Here is a 21,256-nt window from a genome sequence, read left to right on the forward strand (position 1 = left end):
TAATTAATCAATAAGTCCAAAAAACCTTGGTAACCAAAGAGAAATTGACGGAAAAAATGTAATCAACATTAAAACAATAGTCATCGCTGCCAATAAGGGCAATAAAGGTTTAATCACTTTTGATACTGGCACTTTCGCCACACCACTACCTACAAACAATAAAGTGCCTACAGGTGGGGTACAAACCCCAATACAAAGATTTAATACGATGACCATACCAAACTGCACAGGATGCATGCCAAGCGCCATTGCTACCGGTAGAAATATGGGTGTAAAAATAAGTACGGCAGGCGTCATATCCATAAACGTACCGACTAGTAATAAAATAAGATTTATCAATAAGAATACTGCAATGGGGTTACTCACCGAATCGACTAATAGACTGGTTAACATTTGTGGTATACCTTCAAAAGAGAACAACCATGACATTGCCATCGATGTCGCAATCAGAAACATAACAATTGCTGTGGTTTTCGCGCTTTTTAATAATATCGACTTGAAATCTGCAAAATGTAATTCTTTGTTCAGAAACCCAAGTAATGCTGCGTATACCACTGCAATTGCTGCAGCTTCGGTTGCCGTAAAAATACCAGCAACAATACCTCCAACCACTATTATCAATAATGTTAAACTTAAAAAGGCATTTTTAAAATCGACGAATAACTGTTTAAACCCTACCCTATCTGCTTTCGGTAATCCTTTACGTTTTGCATAAATATATACCATGAGCATAATCGCCAAACCGACCAAAATACCTGGAATATAACCTGCAATGAACAGTGCCGCAACAGAAGCAGTACCGCCACTGGCAAGGGCAAAAATTATTAGCACGTTACTTGGCGGAATCAATAATCCTGTGGTAGATGAACTAATATTTACCGCAGCACTAAACTCTCTTGGATATCCTTCTTTTTCCATTTTATCGGTAAGGGTACTACCAATAGCTGAAGCAGCAGCAATAGCAGACCCAGAAATTGCACCAAATAACATGGCCGATATAATATTCACATATGCTAGTCCACCAGGCAAACTACCAATCAATGATTTGGCAAAATCGATGAGCCGTTTTGCCACACCTCCCCTATTCATAAGTTCGCCTGCCAATATGAAAAATGGAATCGCAAGTAGCGCAAAATTATCAATACCTGTGGTCATTCGCTGACTGGCCGTAGTAACAGATGGTAAAAATGAAATATTTATAATTAACACCAACATGGTTGAAATACCTATAGAATAGGCAACAGGAACACCATAGGCAAGTAAACCTGCAAAGCTGATAAATAGCACTAGTACACTTATAAGTTCTATGCTCATCTATAAAAAATTTTGTTTTTTAATATTGTAGATAGAAAAGAAAATAATAATGACACCACATATGGGTACAATGGCGTAAACATAGCCCAGTGGTACATGTAATGCAGAAGATGTTTGCCCTAAACTCAAGGTCGTGTATACTAAATTACCCCCACCAATTACCATAATTATCAAGGCAAAAAGCGCCATAAATACCTGTATAACCTTCTGTCTATTTTTTCTTTTTTTCTCTGATAATTTTGACAATAGAAAATCCATCGATAAATGACCTTCGGTTTGCCCGTTGATGTAGGCAGCTCCTAAAACAGTAAGCCATATTAAAGAAAACCGAGCGAATTCTTCAGTAAAGGAACTTGATTGACCAACCACATAACGTGATACCACCTGCCACACAACATCGATTACCAAAAGCCCGAAGATGGTTACCAAAAAATATTCAATTAAAGAATTAAGTGCCGTGTAGATTCTCTGCATTATTGTGCCAATATTTTTTCGATTACCTTTTTCATTTTCTCATCTTGCATCATCTTTTCCATTACTGGTGTTGATTTTGTTGAAAACTCAGTTTTATCAGGATACAAGAATTCTACATTTGCTTTTTTCAGCACTACCATATTCTCGGCTACGGTTTCTTTCCAATACTGTTTTTGTTTTTCTACACTTTCATCAGCTGCCTCTTGAAGCCAACCCTGTTCTTGTTCATTTAAGGTATCCCAAAATTTGGTTCCAATGACCACAACATCGGGTACCATGGTATGTTCATCAAACGTGTAATATTTACAAACTTCGTAATGATTTGATGTAACGAATGATGGAATATTGTTTTCAGCGCCATCAACTACATTCTGTTGTAATGCTGTATAAAGTTCACCGTAGGCCATAGGCGTAGCAGAACCACCTAAAGTATTCACCATATCCACCGACATTTGATCGTTCATGGTTCTAATCTTCATTCCGTCTAAATCTTGCGGAGTTTTAACCGGTTTCTTTTTTGCATAAAAACTGCGTGCACCGGCATCGTAAAAACAAAGACCACGAAGTAAATACGCCGAACTACTTTCCAATAGTTCTTTACCAACATCACCTTCAAGAACATTAAAAAGATGGTCTCTATCTCTAAATAAATATGGAATGCTTGTTACTTGATACGCTGGTGCAAAATTTGACATTGAGGCTGCACTCACTTTCGTCATTGCCACACTACCAATTTGAAGTAATTCTAGTACCTCTCGTTCAGTACCCAATTGACCATCTGGAAAAATTTTGACTTCTAATTTACCATTAGATTTTTTCTCCAAGCCTTCTTTCATCGCAACTATACCTTTATGTACAGGATGCGTAGTAGGTAATGAATGTGCAAAATAGAGTACTTTCTTATCGGTATCTATAGCACATGAATTTAAAAAGAAGAAAAAACACAAAAGGGAAATAGTCCAGTATATGTTCTGTATAAAACGCTTTTGTACCCCTACTACCAATTTCATACACAATGGTTAAATATTTAAACCTAATCTAATTCCTTTTTCTAATCCTGATAATTGCGCCAAGCCCATTGCTCTTCCAATTAAAGAATATCCTGAGTAAAATTCATTTTGACGTTTTTTATCGTCTAGCAACACATGACCGTGATCTGGTCTCATCGGAATACTAACCACACCGTTACCGTTAGAATATCTTTTTTGTTGTTGCTCAACAATAGCTTTCATTACTTTATCAATCTCAACTGAGCCACCTAGATGTTCAGCCTCATAAAAGCTGCCATCATCTGAACGGGCAACATTTCTTAAATGAATGAAGTGAATTTTATCACCGAAATCTTCAACAATTTTCACTAAATCATTTGAAGCTGAGGCACCTAATGAACCAGAACAAAAGGTTAAACCGTTACTTGGTGATGGACAACATTCCAATAAAAATTTAATTTCCTCGTAGTTAGAAACAATTCTAGGAACGCCAAAAACTGAAAATGGTGGATCATCTGGGTGTACTGCCATACGAACACCTATTTTTTCTGCTTCGGGTATTATTGCATTCAAGAAATAGGATAAATTATCTTGTAGTTGTTTTTTATCAATCTTTAAAACTGTAGCATGATTGGTTTTAAAATCTTCTAATGCAATCAATTTTCTAGAACCTGGCATACCTGCCAATATTGATTCTTCCAGTTTCTTTTTACCGGCATCTGTAAGTCCGTCAAAATAGGCTTTCGCTTCATTATACGCTTCTACAGGATAGGATTCTTTAGCATTTTCACGCTTTAATATAAATAAATCGAACGCAGCTGCAGAAATCGGACTATATCGTAATGCCGAAGCACCTGTAGGCAATATGAAATCTAAATCCGTACGTGTCCAATCTATCAATTGCATGAAGTTATAACACACATCGTAAATGCCGTTTTCAGCAAGATTTTTAAGTGTTTGAATATAATTAGCAATATAAAAGTCTCTCTCTGGAAGGCCATATTTAATAGCCGTATGAATATTCACACTTTCTACAACAGACCATTCCATGCCATGTTCTTCTATCTCAGATTTAAGTGCCGCAATAGTTTCTACAGGCCAAACTTCCCCAAGGGGCACTTGTTGACATGCAGCTACAATTCCTTCTACACCCAACTGACGTATGTCTGCTAAGGATACTCCAAATTCAGGTCCGAACCAACGAAACGTTCTCTTTAAATAATCCATAATCTATACTCGCAAATAATTAATTCTATACTTATTTATAAATTCAAATGCTTTTTTACAAAAGGGGAATTATTGTAGATGTAATGGATTACACTCCAGAAAAAGAGCTAAAGCCACCATCTACATCAAATATGCTACCTGTAACAAAACTAGAAGCGTCACTTAATAAATAATGTACCATTCCATTTAATTCAGAAGCATCACCAAAACGACCCATAGGTGTATTTTTTATAATACTATTACCACGCTCTGTAAAAGAACCATCTTCATTGGTCAATAATCTTCTATTCTGGTTTCCGATAAAAAAGCCTGGAGCAATTGCATTCACACGTATTTTATCACCGTGTTTAGATGCTAGCTCGTTCGCCATCCATTTAGTGAAAATGTCTACTGCACCTTTAGCCATTGAATACCCTAATACTCTAGATATACTTTGCTTTGCTGCCATAGACGATATATTAATAATCGACCCATACCCCTGCTCAACCATCAATTCACTTAAAATTACAGTTGGCGTTACGGTACCGAATAAATTTATATCTACAACTTTCTGCGTATCACCCATTGCAATGTCGCGTATAGTTTGGTCTGGCTTTAATGTTGCACCAGGTATGTTACCTCCTGCAAGATTAACAAGTCCGTCTAAATGTTTAAACTCCTTTTTAATATCATCTTTCAAGGCTTTTAATTCCTCTTCGTTCATGACATCAACCTTAAAAATAAAGGTACTGTCTGCAACGATGGCATTTAATTCACTTTGCTTAGACTTTAATTTATCTACAGATCTACCTAATAGCAATACTCTTGCTCCGTTTCTTACTAAATATTCAGCAATTGACCCTCCAAGGGTACCTGTACCGCCAGATAAGGCGTAATTTTTATTTTTTAAAGACAGTAACTCATTCATTTAATTCCCTTTTTGCTTTTTTATATGCGGTTATAGTGGTGTAATATTTAGTAATCATATTAGGAACTTCCCATGTAGGTAATTCGCCAGATGCCAAATATTTTAAATAATTCTCTGTGACTTGACCAAAATGTGACTCATGTCCTATTTTAAACTTTTCTGGAATAACAATTTTCCATTTACCCTCTGCTACTTTTTCAACCGTAGTACCAGGAAATTGTTCTGCTATCTCATTTTGAATTGCCAAGTTAAGGGATTTCTCAAAATCAGCATCTAATTTTGATTCTACATATAATACAGGTTTATAATTTTCTTTTTTGCCCTGCTTTATAATTAGGTTAGATTTTGAACCACGCATAACACTATAATGCGTATCACCTGTTCCTTCTGGAGCCTTATAATTCCATACAACTGAAACCTTCGCAAACTTACCATTGATTTTATAGGTCATTTCGCCATTACAATACACATTTAATCCATCATCAGCTATATCCTTTTTTAAATAATCGGGATATGCTTCGGTACCCGTCACGTTCTGAAACTCTTCTAAAGAAAGAACGGTGGGCCATCTACGAGCCGACACCATTTCTACTTGCGACGAATCAATGATTTGATCCGGGAAAGCTTCCCATTGAACCAAATCTACCAAGTGAGTAGTAACATCTACGATACCTTCACCTTCCTCGTTTACATCAAAAAACCAAGATGGGCGTACCAATGGTTTTCCTGAAACAAATTTAAAAAAGTGATGCACGCTTTCTTTACTAATTGCCGGTTCTTCTGCAGTACCCTCAATTAATTCACCAAATACGTTTGGCAATAAAGAGAATTGTTTTTGCATCATCGTAGTCGACTCAAAACGTTCTGTCATGATATCATAAATGATTACTCCGTTTTCTTCGGCAATTTTAAAAGCTTCCTTTAATTTTTCAAATCCTTCGGGATTAATAACCAACGGCTTATCTGCATACACATTTAAGCCAGCTTTTACCGCTGCTAATACATAATCTATCTTCTTAGAATTTTTCCCTGCAACGACCATTACATTACCAGGCTTTTCAGTAATCATCTTGTTTAAATAATCATCGCCTAAATAAGTGTTAACCGCCCATGAGGTTGCATTTTCATCTCTAGAATTATATTGTTTTATTTTACTAAGAAAATCATCTACTTCAGGACCCTTGGGCGCAAAAACGTGAATAGTAGAATCCACTTGTGGGTACATTGTTTTTTGCACTAAAGCTGCATGAAAATGACCTGGATCTAAAGTCATTAATTTAACCTTGTCCATTGTATCCACTTTAATTTCCTCTTTTTTTTCTTCTGCACAAGAAAGGCAGAGTAATACTACTGGTAGCACAATTACCAAATATCTTTTTAATGTTTTCATTTTCTAGATTTTACTAAAAAATATGACCACTACTGGTGGTCATATTCTTATTAATTGTCTAAATCTTAAACAAACTAGTCTTTAAAAATAGCACCTTCTTAAATAAAAAAAGTAGGTGCTATAAGTTAATTCTAAGATTTCACATAATTTGTGCCATAAGGCTTACGCTGAGCACGTTCAAGCATTACATTTGCTTCTGGGTCATTTATAAACCATTCATTCTCTGGATCCCAATTTAATTTTCGGGAGAACTGCATAGCAATATCACTTATTAAACAAACCGTACATGCTTTATGCCCCTTTTCAATTGGTGAAATTGGCGCTTTTCTACTCTTTACACATTCTAACCAGTTACCATGTTGGTCGTCTATTTTTTCTAGATGGATTTCATTTTCTCCAATTACAGATTCTAATATTTTGGGATCTGACGCATTTAATGCTTTAGAACTTTTTTCTTTACTTACAGGATCAGATGCAGATGCGGTATAAGAGCCACGTGAAACAAAGATCCAACCATCGTCACCTATATATTGAATACCGTTAGTATATCCACCACTAGTATACACCGTAATATCGTTAGCATATTCATGCTTTACAAAAAAGTCTCCGTGTACATTCCATAATCCTGATTTTGGAAATTCTGCCAATGCCTCAACAGAAATCGGACCGCTTAACTCGGTATTCATACCCCATGCAGCAGAATCGTAATGATGTTGACCCCAACCTGTAATCATACCTGCTCCGTAATTACGTTGACGTAACCATCCCGGACGACTATAATCATTTTGAGGGTGTACTCCTATTTCAGTATAAGGCACTTCTGGAGTTGAACCTAACCACATATCAAAATTCAAGTTACTAGGCACTGGCATTTCTGGAGCCACAGGTCCTGCAGGATCACCAGGTAATCCTATTTTTACCGTGTGTATTTTACCAATTCTACCGTTACGTACCAATTCGGCAGCAACTCTAAATTGTGGCATTGCGCGCTGTTGTGTACCAACTTGTAATATCACATTATTATCTTGAACAGCCTTTCTTAACTGCTGTCCTTCTCTTACCGTAAGTGATGTCGGTTTCTGAACATAAATATCTTTACCGGCAATGGCAGCCTCTATGGCCGGTTGTGAATGCCAATGATCAGGTGTACTGATAACAACGGCATCAATATCTTTATTTAATAACATTTCTCGGTAATCGCCATACATTCTAGTATCCATATAATTGGCCTTACCTGTTTTCTCTTTGTAATACCCATCAACTAAAACTTTGGCGTCGTTCATTCGTTTAGAGTCCAAATCACAAACTGATATATAACGCGCATTATCGAAGCGTATCGTATCATGTATATCGTGATCACGAGCAATACGACCACACCCAATCTGACCAATATTAATTTTATTACTAGGTGCATTTTTACCAAATACACTTGAAGGTACTATTGTTGGAAAAGCGACTGCCGCTGCCGTACCCAACGATGATTTTTTTATAAAATTTCTTCTCTGCATCTGTATCTATTATTTAGTTCGCAATTAATTCTACTTGTGATGGATTGGCGAAGACCTGCCAATAAGCTTCCGCTTCTTCTTTAGTCAATTCACCTTCAAATACCACCATTCTATATTTTAACTCATATTCTTTATTAGGCTCAATTTGCCATTCTTCATGACGGATAGGGCAAAATTCAAAAAACATATCACCTCGACCACCGTTACCATCAATAGGCCAAACACGCATAGGTTCTGGATGCATTCTGTTCTTAGGATTACTTAGAAATAGAATTCCGTTAGTCCCTTTTCCATCACTTGAGGCACCACTTACTATTGCCCATTTGGCATTTGTACCATCGGCAGTTAAACGATCTTCACCTTCTGAAGTTAATACCTCACAATTATCTTTATGCCATCTTTCTGTAAAACGCATTCCTAATCCGCCACCATAACGGTAAGCTTCAAAAAGAATTCCATTTTCCAAAGGAGTCGAAAACGACGATGTGTAATCTAACATATACCTATCTTCTCTGTTTAAATCCCACATTTTTACTTGAAGATTTTCATTTAATGCAACCTGTGGCTCTGGTTGTGTTTTATAATCAATATGTTCTTGCGCTGCATTAAACCCAGCAGAAACAGCTCCATTAGAAACTGAATTAAATTCTTTGAACAGCACAGTGCCTTGACCGTCACCTAAATTCCAAAAATCGACGCGCATAGTATCGATACGGGTATGTGTCCATGGTCCCCAAACACCATAATGGTGCCAATGGTCTGGTGCATTCGTTCTTGTTAAAGTATCTCCTTTTGGGGTGATAATAGGATGAATATATCCAGATTTTTTAAAAATAGAGTCTACTCCCTTTGGCGGATAGTGCATACCATATCGGTAGCCCACCAACGAAGTATTACCTCTTTCCAGCATTAAATCGCCATCTTTCTTTACCGCAGAAAAAGTATCGGATACTGAAGAAGATTCAGCGTTTACTTTTATACTATAGTCACCTTTTCGGTCGGTATTATGTATAAACCATATTTTATTTGAAGCGGCATCAACATCAAATGGAATAACTTCATCGCCATTTAATAATGTAATTTTACTACTATCTAATTCTCCTAAATCTAACGATAAAGGTCCGTTGATTAATAAACCGCTACCCTCCTGTATTTGATATATAAACTCTTTCTGTTTCTCATTACAAGAAATCAGCACTATAAAAAGTACTACTAAAAATATATTTTTCATAAACACAGGTTTGGGCAACGGAAATTCAAACTAACTCAACATTTTAATTTCTATAGAAGTATTGCAATCAAAATTAAGATTACAATACTTCTTTTTATTTTAATTTATAATTTTAAGATAATTTATATCCTACCACTAATAATGGCACACTAATAAATCTTGAAATTGTTTTATATTAATTATATCCTGGGTTTTGAACTAATTCAGCACCACGGTTACCTTCAATCTCATCTGCTGGTATTGGCCATAGATTAAAGTGAGGTTGCATTCCGTTTTCAACATAGAACGGATTATTATCAATTACACGCTCATAAATCGTATTAGTTCGCATAAGCGTAAGTCTTCGTTTTTCTTCTAAACCTAATTCACGCACACGTTCATCTAAAATATAATCCAAATTAACATCACTAGCACTTACTTCAGAAGCATTAGATCTATTACGAACTACATTAATATCATCAGCAGCTAAGCCTGGTTGATTATTGGCCAAATAAGCCTCAGCACGTAGCAAATAAGTTTCTGCCAATCTCAACATATACTGATCTGTGTAGGTACCACCTGCAGAAGATGTTAGTGCAAATGGCACATCACTTGACCTGTACAAACCATCAGGATGATTATATGGCGTAGTAACCTTTGTAGGAAATGCATAAAATTCTCTAATACGTGGTTGAGTTTCTGTAGACCAAACCGTATCACGACCAATTTCATCGGCAATGATTGCCAAAGCAGATGAGTTATCACGATTAAAAACCCGAACAAAGTTATGATTGGCGTTTCTAATATCATTTACAAAATCTGGATTACTATCATCACCGCCCCAAACAGTATTGGTATAAAACTCTGTTGTTATTCCCCAACCAATACCACGACCACCGGTATAATCACCAACAGGCCATGAGTTAAATGGAGCAAACCTTAATAACGGACCAAAATGTCTCTCAAAAGCATAAGAACCTCCTCTACTACTAGACTGTAATCCACCACCTTGAACATCAATTTCAAATTGTATTACCCAAAGTGCTTCTTTATTACCACTAGCTCTATTCTGATTACCTCTTCTAAATAAATCCCAGTACACATCACCAGGTTCTTCACCTGATCGGGTACCAAAACGCTCTGTCATTAAACCAGTATTTCCATCATTAATCACAGTCGATAATGCTGCAATTGCTTCCGTATTGTTTCCTAAAGCTAAATAAGCTTCTCCCAAATAATGTTGGGCTATTAAATTATGAATACGCCCATCTTCGGCTTCGCCAATACTTGGCAAATTAGCCGCTGCAAAGCTTAAATCTTCTATTACTTGATTTAAAACTTCTTCTCTAGTGTTGCGCACAAAATCAATCTTTGGCTCAATAATAGCATCAGTTACAATAGGTACACCACCATATAAGGTTACCAAAATATTGTAAGCGAACCCTCTAAAAAATCGTGCTTGAGAAATAATATCATTCTTTTCTTCATCAGTCATGTCAGCCAATGGAGCACGTTCTAAAACGGTATTCGCTTCTGCGATATTCTTATAAAGTAAATTCCAATGTGTAGTAGCAATATCTCCTGCTGGATCATAAGCCTGTACCATATTGCCATGTCTTTGAGTTCCACCTGGCTCACCATCAAAAACTAGATCAGTACCATATAGGAAGTCGAATGGTCTATTCTCATCTCTGTTATAAAACTGCCTTCTAACCAAGAAGTACATGTTATTTACCGAAGCCGTAAAATCCGTATAATTATTAAATGCATTTACAGAACTAAGAAAGTCTTCTGGTGTTTCCTCTAAAAAATCCTCGTCGCAAGACCAGAAAAATGTAATTAATGCTAAAAATATAATTGATTTTTTCATGTCTATTTTATTTAAAATGATAAATTAATACCCATTGAATACCCTCTTAATACCGGTCTACCGCCTGTGGTTAAACCGACTCCATAAATACCTCTATCGGAATCCTGAAATTCTGGGTCAAATCCATTCCAATCTGTCCAAGTTGCTAAATTTTTACCACTTACAAATATGCTTAATTCTGATAATGAAAGCTTTTCCAAGATTTTATTATCAAAACTATATTTCAAATTAACATCTTGTAATCTTACAAAACTCCTATTCTCATAACGCGTACCTGCAATACCAGGTCTATTAGGCGCCATTGCGTTTAACCCACCTGGGTTTTGTGGAGACCAATAGTCTATACCAGAAACTACATTTTGATATAGTGTATTTGCATTTCTATATAAAGCATTGTCATTTTGTGAAATGTAATGCTCATCATCCCCTTGAATTGAATTTAAAAAGAAGCTGAATGATAGATTTTTATACCTAAATGTATTTAATAACGATACAGCATAAGATGGATCTCTCGTACCAATAATTTTTCTATCCTCTGCCTGCGTAATCATACCATCACCATTCTGATCAACTATTTTATAGTTACCAATTCCATAACCATCAGGTATATCGTCACCTACTTGATAAATACCATCTGTCTCGTAATCATATAATGCATTTATAGACTCACCAATAAAAAGTCCGCTCTGAATTAAATCATCTTCAACACCGTCACCATCTGCATCTTCGCCAGTAAGTTCTAAAATCTCATTTTTATTTCTCGAATAGTTTGCGGTAGCCGTCCAAGAGAAGTTATCGTTTCGAACAATATCACCTGTTAAGGTAACTTCTAAACCGGTATTCTGAAGTTTACCAACATTGGTCTGAATATTACTAAAACCTGTTAAGTAAGGAATTCTAACAGAAAATAATAAATCATCGGTAACATTCCTATAGGTATCTATGCTACCATTTAGTCTACTGTCGAAGAAATTAAAATCTACCCCTACATTTAAACCAGAAGTTTTTTCCCAACGTAAATTAGGGTTTGCCAATGATGTTAATTCTTGGCCAAAAGCAGGACTACCACCATCTCCGAATACATATGCAGGTATTGTTCGTAATCTTGCCAAAGAAGTATATCTAGGTGTCTGATTACCTGCAATACCATAGCTAGCTCTTAATTTTAGGTTATTTACCCAAGGCGTATCCTTTAAAAAGGCTTCATTTGAAGCTATCCAACCCAATGCCCCAGAAGGGAAGTAAGCCGTTTTTTCATTAGCGGCAAAACCAGAGAAACCATCTCTTCTTATTGTACCGGTTAAAATATACCGATTATCATACTTATAATTCGCTCTTAGCATTTGGTAATTTAATGTCTCGGTATACGCGCTTGAACCAATGGAAGGGATACCACCACTGCTTAAATCACTATAACCCAATGACAACCTATCAAAACCAGAAGCATAAGCATTAGTAGTTTCTTGTTGCCTTTCGATAGCTCCATAAAGTAGAGTCGCACCAATTTCGTGCTTACCAAATGTTCTATCATATTTTAGCAGATTATCCAAAGTATAATCTCTATAAAAAAGCAAACTCTTACCTGCGTCACCAGTTAATCCAGCACCATATATGCTAGAACCGTAAAACTTTTCAATTCTATAATTGTTTCCGAAATTAATACGATACGAGAGTCCTTTTATAAACGGCAATTCTATTTCTGAATAAAGGTTTGCAAAAAAGTAATCTTTACGTTGATAATCTTCAGTGATTTGCCCTTGATATGGATTAGGCTCTATAGTGCCAGCCGGGTTAGGTATTAAATTACCTTCATCATCATAAGGCACTAAAAGTGGCGAAAAGTTTCTTAATTGAGACAAAAACGGTTCATCTCCATCTTCATTCACAAAAGACCCAAATGCTTGTATTCCTACTTTCCAAAAATCATTTACATCTGTATCTAAATTAATTCGTAAACTTCTTCTAGAAAATTTATCATTTTGAATTATACCTTCAGCCTCGGTTAAACCGACCGAAAGTAAGTAACTGGTTTTTTCGGAAGCACCTGTAACATTGATTTCGTTTTGATGCACATAACCAGTTTGTGTACCATTCCCCCACCAATCAAAGTCATTATCACTAAACTCCCCTGGATTTGTGTCTGATTGCAATTCAAAATTCGCGTTAAACCCCTGTCCGCCTTCAAAATAACCAACGTAATCAGAATTTGGTGTTGTAAATTCTGGAGCTAAAAAACGTTTATCATACAATTGCATATTTATGTGATCAATGTAATCTGACCTTGTTAAAGGTCTATTATTTACAGTAGGATCAAGTGTTGCATATGAAGATGTAACCGATATTTTTGGTTTTTGATTTCTCTTACCACCTTTCGAGGTAATTAATATAACACCATTTGCGGCTTGCGCACCATACACAGCCGTTGAACTAACATCTTTCAGTACATCAATAGAAGCAATATCACTAGGATTTATAGACGAAAGACTCCCATTGTATTGAATACCATCTAAAATTATAAGTACACTCTGACTACCGCTTATAGATGCTCGCCCTCGGATAGATATTTCTGGAGTTTGACCAGCAGCGTTTACCTGGCCAATATTCAGACCAGCAACCGTACCCTGTAAACTCTGTGCTATATTAGTATTTGGAGCGTCTTCAAATGCTTCAATATTGGCGCTAGCAACAGCTCCTGTAACATCTGATTTTTTCTGACTACCATACCCAACTACAATTACTTCTTCTAAATTAGAAACATCTTCTAACAATGCTACATTTACAGATGACTTGCCGTCAAGAACTACAGTCTGAGATTTAAACCCTATTAAAGAAAATACCAATTCGGAAGTATCTAAATCTTTTACTTCAATAGAATAATTACCATCAAAATCTGAAACCGCACCATTGGTAGTACCCTTTTCGATAATGTTCGCATAAGGAATCGGAATATTATCTGCATCGGTAATAGTACCCGATACTACAGAACCGCTTTGAGCGTATGAAGAAAAAGTGAACAACAATAACATCATCGTTATCGCATAACCCATCCTTCTTCGAATCTTAAGTTTTTTAATTTTTTTCATGAATCTTTAGTTTGGTTAATTTAATAGCATATATAAAGTGTTACATAAACATTTAAAACAAATCTATATAATCAATTCTTATTATGCAATCGATTGCGTAAATATTTTGTTAAAATTTCGCATAAATCAACAAAATATGGATAAATAATTATGATTTAACTAAATTATACCTATCTAAAATTGATATAATTATAAATTTTACGCAATAATATAAATAAGTTGCGTAATATTGTTGCGTTAAACAACTCTATAAATGTCTAAAAAGGTTACTATATATGACTTAGCTGAAATGCTAAATGTCTCACCTGCAACTGTAAGTAGAAGTTTAAATAATCACCATTCTATAAGTGAAGAAACTAAAAAGAAGGTCATAGCTAAAGCTAATGAAGTTGGTTATAGAACTAATAAATTTGCTGCAAATCTTAGCAATCAAAAATCAAATACAATTGGTGTAATTGTACCAAGACTAAATTCGCATTTTATGTCTACTGTTCTTGCAGGTATCGAGCAAGTCGCTAATGAAGTCGGTTATAATTTGATAATTAGCCAATCATTAGAATCGGAAGAAAAAGAAATAATAAATGCTAAAACATTACTTGATAGTGGTGTAGATGCTTTATTGGTCTCTCTTGCAAATGATACTAGTAATTACCAGCATTTTGAAAGTTATACAAAAAGAAAAATTCCCTTGTTATTTTTTGATAGGGTAATCGATTTACCGAATTGTCCAACTATATTAATTGATAACCAAGCAGCTGGCTATGAAGCCACCAAGCATTTAATTGACCAAGGCTGTACAAATTTGCTTCATATCAGTGGCAACTTAAAACGTACATTATACAAAGATCGCTTTACTGGTTTTAAAAATGCCTTGTTAGAAAATCAATTTGAAGTCAACGAAACCAATATTTTAGAAACTGATCTTGACCCTAAACACATTCAAATTGTCGTCGATACTATTAAACATTCAACAAAAAAAATAGATGGGATATTTGTTGCCAGCGATAATTTTGCAGCAAATTGTATAAAAGAACTTAAAAAAGAGGGTTTCAAAATTCCTGAAGATATAAAAGTAGTAGGTTTTAATAATGATCCTGTATCTGAAATTATAAGTCCGAATTTAAGCACCATAGAATACCCTGGTTATAAAATGGGTATTCTAGCGGGTGAAAGTATTATAGCGCATTTAAATGGTTCTATAAATTTACAATCGACCAATACCATCCTTTTACGGCACAATCTTATTATTAGAGAATCATCATCCAATCAATTTAATTAAATGAAAAAACCAACTATTTTAATTACTGCTTGTATATTTTTTGCAACTACCCTATTCGTTCAATCACAAAGCCTAGAGGCCATAAAAATAACAGATGAGTGGGTATCAAAGCTTGAGAAAAATATACCAACAACAACCATTAAGACAGAAAAGAAAAGGAAGATTTTAGTCTTTTCTAAAGCAACCGGGTTCGACCATTGGACCATACCGCATAATATTGAATTATTAAAACTTTTCGGTGAAAAAACAAACGCATTTGAAATACATGTAGGTTTCGATATTGAAAATTTTGACAAGAAAAAATTAAAACAATTTGATGCTGTTGTCTTGAACAACGCTAACCCTACAGGGCCGAAAAGAGATTTATTTCATGATCTTTTAAAAAATTATACCTCACTGACCGATAAAGAGATTTCGGAAAAGGCTGCTATGTACGAGCAAAATTTAATCAACTATGTGAAAAAGGGCGGTGGACTAATGATTCTGCACGGTGCCATTGTTGTACAAAACAATTCTGATGCATTCAGTAAAATGACAGGAGGCAGTTTTGATTACCACCCTAAACAGCAAGAAATGCATATCAAAGAAGTGGATAAAAATCATCCACTAGTACAAGCATTTAAAGGCAAAGGGCTGACACACGTAGATGAACCCTACTTTTTCAAAAATGCCTATTTCGATTATAATTTTAGACCTCTTCTATATTTTGAAGTTGATAAAATTGAAGAAATTAGACATGAGCCAACAGATAATATCAATTATGTTGCTTGGATAAAAAAACATGGAAAAGGAAGGGTTTTTTATACCTCTCCATCACATAACGCCCAAAGTCTAGAAAATCCTGATTTATTACAATTTCTAATGGATGGTTTGCAGTATGTTACTGGAGATTTAAAAGCTGATGATAGTCCGATGAAAAGTCCTTCTATTAAATAAATTTTCCAAGATATATTCATAAAATCACCACAACCAACCTAATAAAATTCTATGAGCCATTTCTTAAACAGTAATTTTTTACTAGAAAATAAATATTCGCAAGAGCTATATCACGATTATGCCAGTAAGATGCCCATAATTGATTACCACAATCATTTACCACCAGAACTAATTGCAAATAATACCGCTTTTAAAAATCTGACGCAAGTTTGGATAGATGGTGACCATTATAAATGGAGAGCAATGCGAACCTTAGGTATCAATGAAAAATACATTACGGGTAACGCATCTGATAAGGACAAATTTTTAAAATGGGCAGAAACAGTTCCATTTACGATGAGAAACCCCCTTTATCACTGGACCCATCTAGAATTACAGCGATATTTTGGTATCACCGAACTTCTAACCTCTGCGACTGCCAGTTCAATTTATGATCAAGTAAATGAGCAGTTAAAAGGTTCTAGTTTTAAAACTCAAGGACTTTTAAATACCATGAATGTAGATTTCTTATGCACTACCGAAGACCCTACAGATACATTGATACACCATCAGAAAATAGCAACAAGTGATTTTAAAACTAAGGTAAGTACTGCATTCAGACCTGACAATGCAATTCATATCGATGCTATTTCTTTTAATAATTATATCGAAAAACTATCAGAAGTTGCGGGTGTAAACATCACCTCTTTTGACACTTTAAAAGAAGCGCTAAATAATAGAATACTTCATTTTCATAATAACGGTTGTAGAATTGCCGATCATGGGCTTTCATATATGTATGCATTTGAATTTACTGAAGCAGGCGTAAATACTATTTTAAAAAAGAAACTAGATAATAAAGTTTTAAATACGGATGAAATAAATAGCTTCAAAAGCGCTGTATTAATGTTTCTTTCTACAAAATATCATGAATTTAAATGGGTACAACAATTTCATTTAGGTGCACTACGTGATAACAATACACGTATGCTAGATCAATTAGGACCAAATACTGGTTGGGATTCGATAGGTGATTGGTTACAAGCAGAAAACCTATCGAAATTTTTAAATAAGCTCGATGGTGCCAATCAATTGTGCAAAACCATTATTTACAATCTGAACCCTAGGGATAATGAAGTATTTGCAAGTATGATCGGTAATTTTAACGATGGGTCATTAAGAGGTAAAGTCCAATTTGGTTCTGGATGGTGGTTTTTAGACCAGAAAGATGGTATGATCAAACAGTTGAACGCATTATCGAATATTGGTTTGATAAGTTGCTTTATTGGCATGTTAACCGACTCTAGAAGTTTTCTTTCTTTTCCGCGTCATGAGTATTTTAGAAGAATACTATGTAACCTATTTGGTAATGAAATCCAAAACGGAGAATTACCAAATGAAATGGAATGGGTGGGGAAAATGATTCAAGATATTTGTTATAATAACGCTAAAAACTATTTCAATATTTAACAATCTCTTTCTTGGGGACAGACTCAAATGGACGGCGTGGTCACTAAACTAGCTGAAACTAATATTCAAAAATTAGTAACTGAAAATACTGCTTTGTTAGCTAAGACTGCTTCACAAAAATCTATTATATTATTTCTGAAATAGGTTCAGATGTTATAACCTGGTCAGACCAAAATCAGATAAGTATTATAATTAGAAACCTGACAAGTAATGCCCCAAAATTTACACCTGAGAATGGAACTATAACAATCGGTGCAAATAAAAAAGCAAACCATTGGGATATTTGGATAAAAGACACTGATATTGGTTTACCTGAAGAGGCTATAAATAAAATTTTTAATAAAAACGAAACCTTTACCACTTATGGTACTAACAACGAAAAAGGCACAGGATTAAGATTAGTACTTTGTAAAGAAATGGTCGAAAATAATGATGGTGAAATTTGGGTTGATAGTTTTTTAGGTGAAAGAACTTGTTTCTATTTTTCGGTACCGAAATTCAATGAGCATCAACATATCGGGTAGCAGACAATATAAATAACCGTAATTAAGGTTGTAGTTATAAACAACACAAAAAAAACATTTTGATTCATAGTTTTAGACATAGCTTTGTTTTTTGGCAATTGATAGCCTAATTACGAACTACACGTTGAAGAAAGCAATCCTTTACATGATTATAAGTACGTTTTCATTTAGTTTAATGAATTCGTTTGTAAAATACCTCGATCATATACCCACCTTTGAAATCGTATTTTTTAGAACAATAGGGTCACTAGTTCTTGCTACGGCCTATATTTTAATAAAGGGCATACCTATACTAGGCAACAATCGTAAATTCATGATGTTTAGGGCTCTTGCCGGTATAATAGCTATGAGTTTATTCTTTATGTCTCTAAAATACCTACCTGTTGGCACTGCCGTTTCATTACGATATTTAGCCCCTATATATGCCGCTATTTTTGCAGTTTTTTTATTGAAAGAAAGGCTAAAACCAATTCAATGGTTTCTCTTTTTATTTGCCTTCGCTGGGGTATTGGTTTTAAAAGGGTTTGACCAAAATATTAATTCAACTGGTTTACTTTTAGTCTTAGCAGCTTCAGTTTTCAGCGGATTAGTATACGTAATTATTAGAAAAATAGGCAATAGCGACCACCCTTTGGTAATCGTAAACTATTTTATGTTCGTTGGTACTATAGTTGGCGCACTTTTAAGTATTAATAACTGGGTAATACCAATAGGTAAAGATTGGCTTCTTTTGTTAAGCTTGGGCATCTTCGGTTTTTTTGGTCAAGTATTTATGACCAAGGCCTTTCAGATAGCTAAAACAAATTTAGTAGCACCTCTAAAATATATTGAAGTGATTTTTACTATTATGGTAGGCATTTTCTGGTTTGGAGATATTTATTCTTTATGGAGTTTATTAGGCATATTAATGATTGTTACTGCATTAATCGCTAACGTAATAATTGGAAAAAGATAGCTCAAAAAAAAACTGCCAATTACAATGAATTGGCAGCCTATAGTTATGGTCAGAAATTTCTATTATTTACGAGCAGGTTCTTGCTCGGCTAAGCTATTGTTGGCGTCTTGTAATGTATTTACAATAACCATATTCACCTCTTCTTCGATTTCCTCAGAATAATTAAAGTAATAGATTGCTGTAAATAGTAATGCAAATGCAATAATAAAATTTGCAATTATCTTCGAATCTAAAAAATTTTCGTTAGTCTTCATATCATCTAGATTTTAATATTTAATGAATATAGAACATCTAAATTAAATTAACAAATTTTTAAGATATCGATTTGTAAGATAACCTCCATTCAATGAAACAGTTATATAGCTAAGGATATTTTAAATTCTCTTATTTTAACTTACAATTAACTGATTTACAAATATTTAACACCCTTTTGAATCAAAATTTATAGGTTTTAAGATAAACTAGACCCTTACTTAAATCTACCTTTGGCATAATAAAATTAATCAGTATAAAATCTAGAACAAATGAAAATTTTAAAATCAATAACATTTACCGCGCTATTATTCTTAGCTATCGGTCTTAACGCACAAACTAGTAAAGACCAGAAAATTATTAAAGATGCTAGTAAGGCAAAAGATAAACTAATGAAAATGGAAGTCGGCTTAGACCACTTTTTTAGCACTTCTGCCGGGTATGTAATTTTTCCTAATGTTGGCAAAGGAGGTTTTATTATCGGTGGAGCTTCTGGTAATGGCGTAGTATATGAAAATGGAACCATGATCGGTATGGCGGACTTAAAAAAATTAAGCGTAGGACTACAAGCAGGTGGTCAAGCGATAACAGAAGTAATTTTCTTTGAGACAGCTGCCGATTTAGCCGAATTTAAAGACGGAGATTATGAATTTTCTGCAGAAGCTTCTGCAGTAGCCTTAAAATCTGGTGTATCAGTAAATGCTAAATATAAAGATGGTGTTGCCGTATTTGCTTTACCAAAAGCAGGACTAATGGCAGATGCATCTGTTGGCGGACAAAAATTTGAATACAAGCCAATGATGAAATAATTCATCGCCTTACAAAAAAGATAGCCACCCAATTGGGTGGCTTTTTATATTTATAAACTATCCATTTGCAGTAAAACCTGGGTAACATGTCATACCGCCATCTACGAAAATAGTAGTACCATTTATATATTCAGATTCATCGGAAGCTAACCAACTTGCAACACTACCAATATCTTCTGGTATACCTATTTGCTTATAAGGTATTAATTTCAACATGCCGTCTCTGCCCTCTTGGGTACTCCACACATCTTTATTAATATCTGTTTTTATAGCACCCGGTGCGATGGAGTTACATCTAATTCTATCTGGACCATATTCTTGACAGATGGTTTGCATTAACATGACCAATCCGCCCTTCGAAGCGGCATAATTCGCATGACCTGCCCACGGTATAACCTCATGAACAGAACTCATGTGTATAATTTTACCTAGAGATTTAGATATCTCTGGTCGCATTCCTCTTCTTTTAAACTCAATTATCGCTTCTTTGGCACAAAGAAACTGTCCGGTAAGATTTACATCTATCACTCTTTGCCAATCTTTCAATGGCATTTCATGAAGTGGATGATCTAATTGCATACCGGCATTTGCTACACAGACATCTACAGTGCCAAATTCAGCAATAGTTTTCTTAAACATACCCTTAACCTCATCTTCTTTACTAACATCGCATTTAACAACAATGGCATTACCAGCATCAGAATTTTTACTGATCCAGTGTGCAACCTCTTCTGCCTCTTCTTTACTACTGTGGTAATTAACAACAATATTGGCACCTTCCATACCCATTGCTTTCGCAACGGCTTCGCCGATACCATCGCTAGAGCCCGTAACTATGCACGTTTGCCCCTCTAATCTTTTATTTGGTTTTTGCATGATGTTTTATTTTATATGGATAAAAATATCCTGTAATCATGATTTTAATTATCTCAATAACCAAAATTACTAGCACAACATATCCATGTAAAAATTACAACTTACAAATTGAAAATATGATGGAAATAAAAGAATTATCTCCCTAAAAGATATTCATAACATTAATACAATAATCCTATAAATATATAGACTAACGAATCTACC

At 34.8% G+C, this 21,256-nt stretch carries 18 protein-coding genes; 6 read left to right on the forward strand and 12 right to left on the reverse strand.

All coding sequences use genetic code 11. The features are described 5' to 3' along the window. Positions 1-3: 3 nt before the first annotated feature. The 10 genes from ACEN2N_RS00840 to ACEN2N_RS00885 form a co-directional block, all read right to left on the reverse strand. The gene (locus ACEN2N_RS00840; RefSeq protein WP_441822560.1) at positions 4-1,314 is read right to left on the reverse strand and encodes a TRAP transporter large permease; all 1,311 of its coding nucleotides are present in this window, start codon (positions 1,312-1,314) and stop codon (positions 4-6) included. Beyond that, positions 1,315-1,788, reverse strand: coding sequence for a TRAP transporter small permease (locus ACEN2N_RS00845; protein WP_441822561.1), 474 nt, complete (start codon positions 1,786-1,788; stop codon positions 1,315-1,317). It lies immediately after the preceding gene. Further along, a complete protein-coding gene (locus tag ACEN2N_RS00850; protein WP_441822562.1) occupies positions 1,788-2,798 on the reverse strand; it encodes a TRAP transporter substrate-binding protein in 1,011 nt (336 codons plus the stop codon). The genes ACEN2N_RS00845 and ACEN2N_RS00850 overlap by 1 nt, the downstream gene beginning before the upstream one ends. Before the next feature lie 9 nt (positions 2,799-2,807). Next, positions 2,808-4,004 carry a mannonate dehydratase gene (uxuA, locus tag ACEN2N_RS00855; protein ID WP_441822563.1) on the reverse strand — a complete coding sequence of 399 codons (1,197 nt, stop codon included), beginning with the start codon at positions 4,002-4,004 and terminating at the stop codon, positions 2,808-2,810. A gap of 88 nt (positions 4,005-4,092) precedes the next feature. Continuing rightward, a complete protein-coding gene (locus tag ACEN2N_RS00860) occupies positions 4,093-4,911 on the reverse strand; it encodes an SDR family oxidoreductase (RefSeq protein ID WP_441822564.1) in 819 nt (272 codons plus the stop codon). Next, positions 4,904-6,301, reverse strand: a complete 1,398-nt coding sequence (locus tag ACEN2N_RS00865; protein WP_441822565.1) for a putative oxidoreductase C-terminal domain-containing protein — start codon at positions 6,299-6,301, stop codon at positions 4,904-4,906. Before ACEN2N_RS00865 ends, ACEN2N_RS00860 begins: the two co-directional genes overlap by 8 nt. 131 nt (positions 6,302-6,432) lie before the next feature. Next, positions 6,433-7,809: a Gfo/Idh/MocA family protein gene (locus ACEN2N_RS00870; protein WP_441822566.1), complete on the reverse strand. Its 1,377-nt coding sequence runs from the start codon at positions 7,807-7,809 to the stop codon at positions 6,433-6,435. A 13-nt stretch (positions 7,810-7,822) separates the two neighbouring features. Then, positions 7,823-9,040 (reverse strand): PmoA family protein, encoded by a 1,218-nt coding sequence (locus ACEN2N_RS00875; protein ID WP_441822567.1) that lies wholly within the window; start codon positions 9,038-9,040, stop codon positions 7,823-7,825. A 175-nt stretch (positions 9,041-9,215) separates the two neighbouring features. Continuing rightward, positions 9,216-10,889, reverse strand: a complete 1,674-nt coding sequence (locus ACEN2N_RS00880) for a RagB/SusD family nutrient uptake outer membrane protein (protein WP_441822568.1) — start codon at positions 10,887-10,889, stop codon at positions 9,216-9,218. Between the two features lie 11 nt (positions 10,890-10,900). Continuing rightward, positions 10,901-13,972, reverse strand: a complete 3,072-nt coding sequence (locus ACEN2N_RS00885; protein ID WP_441822569.1) for a SusC/RagA family TonB-linked outer membrane protein — start codon at positions 13,970-13,972, stop codon at positions 10,901-10,903. Between the two features lie 253 nt (positions 13,973-14,225). Between ACEN2N_RS00885 and ACEN2N_RS00890 the strand changes: the two genes are divergently transcribed. The 5 genes from ACEN2N_RS00890 to ACEN2N_RS00910 all read left to right on the forward strand — a co-directional run bounded on the left by ACEN2N_RS00890 (position 14,226) and on the right by ACEN2N_RS00910 (position 19,115). Continuing rightward, positions 14,226-15,251 carry a LacI family DNA-binding transcriptional regulator gene (locus ACEN2N_RS00890; protein ID WP_441822570.1) on the forward strand — a complete coding sequence of 342 codons (1,026 nt, stop codon included), beginning with the start codon at positions 14,226-14,228 and terminating at the stop codon, positions 15,249-15,251. Further along, positions 15,252-16,187 (forward strand): ThuA domain-containing protein, encoded by a 936-nt coding sequence (locus ACEN2N_RS00895; protein ID WP_441822571.1) that lies wholly within the window; start codon positions 15,252-15,254, stop codon positions 16,185-16,187. It begins immediately after the preceding gene. Between the two features lie 51 nt (positions 16,188-16,238). Next, positions 16,239-17,636 (forward strand): glucuronate isomerase, encoded by a 1,398-nt coding sequence (gene uxaC / locus ACEN2N_RS00900; RefSeq protein WP_441822572.1) that lies wholly within the window; start codon positions 16,239-16,241, stop codon positions 17,634-17,636. 179 nt (positions 17,637-17,815) lie between these two features. Beyond that, on the forward strand, positions 17,816-18,160 hold the full coding sequence (locus ACEN2N_RS00905; protein WP_441823119.1) for a sensor histidine kinase: 345 nt from the start codon (positions 17,816-17,818) through the stop codon (positions 18,158-18,160). Between the two features lie 124 nt (positions 18,161-18,284). After that, complete coding sequence (locus ACEN2N_RS00910; protein WP_441822573.1) at positions 18,285-19,115, forward strand: DMT family transporter; 831 nt, start codon at positions 18,285-18,287, stop codon at positions 19,113-19,115. Between the two features lie 62 nt (positions 19,116-19,177). Here ACEN2N_RS00910 and ACEN2N_RS00915 read toward each other — a convergent pair whose 3' ends face one another. Continuing rightward, positions 19,178-19,369, reverse strand: coding sequence for a hypothetical protein (locus tag ACEN2N_RS00915; RefSeq protein ID WP_441822574.1), 192 nt, complete (start codon positions 19,367-19,369; stop codon positions 19,178-19,180). A gap of 270 nt (positions 19,370-19,639) precedes the next feature. Between ACEN2N_RS00915 and ACEN2N_RS00920 the strand changes: the two genes are divergently transcribed. Continuing rightward, positions 19,640-20,176, forward strand: a complete 537-nt coding sequence (locus ACEN2N_RS00920; protein ID WP_441822575.1) for a YSC84-related protein — start codon at positions 19,640-19,642, stop codon at positions 20,174-20,176. 57 nt (positions 20,177-20,233) lie between these two features. Here the strand turns inward: ACEN2N_RS00920 and ACEN2N_RS00925 are convergent, their stop codons facing one another. Further along, positions 20,234-21,052, reverse strand: a complete 819-nt coding sequence (locus tag ACEN2N_RS00925) for an SDR family oxidoreductase (RefSeq protein ID WP_441822576.1) — start codon at positions 21,050-21,052, stop codon at positions 20,234-20,236. Positions 21,053-21,256 lie beyond the last annotated feature (204 nt).

Origin of the sequence: Maribacter spongiicola, from assembly GCF_052119685.1 — a bacterium.
GTDB lineage: Bacteria > Bacteroidota > Bacteroidia > Flavobacteriales > Flavobacteriaceae > Maribacter > Maribacter spongiicola_A.